Source organism: Flavobacterium sp. NRK F7 (assembly GCF_024054195.1).
In the GTDB taxonomy this organism is placed as follows: domain Bacteria; phylum Bacteroidota; class Bacteroidia; order Flavobacteriales; family Flavobacteriaceae; genus Flavobacterium.
Genome location: NZ_JAMXLB010000008.1, coordinates 1 through 548, shown reverse-complemented (window position 1 = coordinate 548; position 548 = coordinate 1). Strand labels below are relative to the sequence as shown.

Annotated in this window: 1 pseudogene; it reads right to left on the bottom strand. The window is 34.5% G+C overall.

From position 1 onward, the window contains the following. Positions 1-548, bottom strand: a pseudogene (locus tag NHF47_RS17040) (hypothetical protein); the annotation flags it as partial.

Below are 548 nucleotides of genomic sequence, written 5' to 3'. Positions count from 1 at the left end.
GAGAGCTTTCAGATTTTATAACCGAATCACAGGATGTATGCGCATTAAAGGAACATATCTTGGAAATAACACCTTCCGATTTGTTTATCTTTTCATCAATAATAACTACACTTAAAAACAATCCGATACTACTGCATAAAAAAGTTAATAAAAAGGGTAACGTAAACTCGCGAAAGGTCAATCCTAATAAAACTAGCAGTAAAACACCTAAGCCTACATAGGTAGTATTCATTAAAGGTAAGCGTTCTTTTTGGGTTATTTCATTCGGTTCTATAGCAACAACCACTCCTGTCCATTGCTCTAAAAAAGCTTCGAAGGATACTTTCTTTTTCCCTTCTTTTTCCGTTTCAATACTTACTTCTTGAGCCAATCGTCGAACCAGCACAATATCATTTGAAACAACCGCTAAAAAAGAATCGGGTAAAGCAGAAAATTGCTCTTTAGGTACTTGAGCAGCAACATTCTCTATTTGCAACATATCTAATGTATCCGTTACTGCATAAAGACTAGGATAATTGGGGTGAGATAAAAAAAGATTTTCAAAAGAA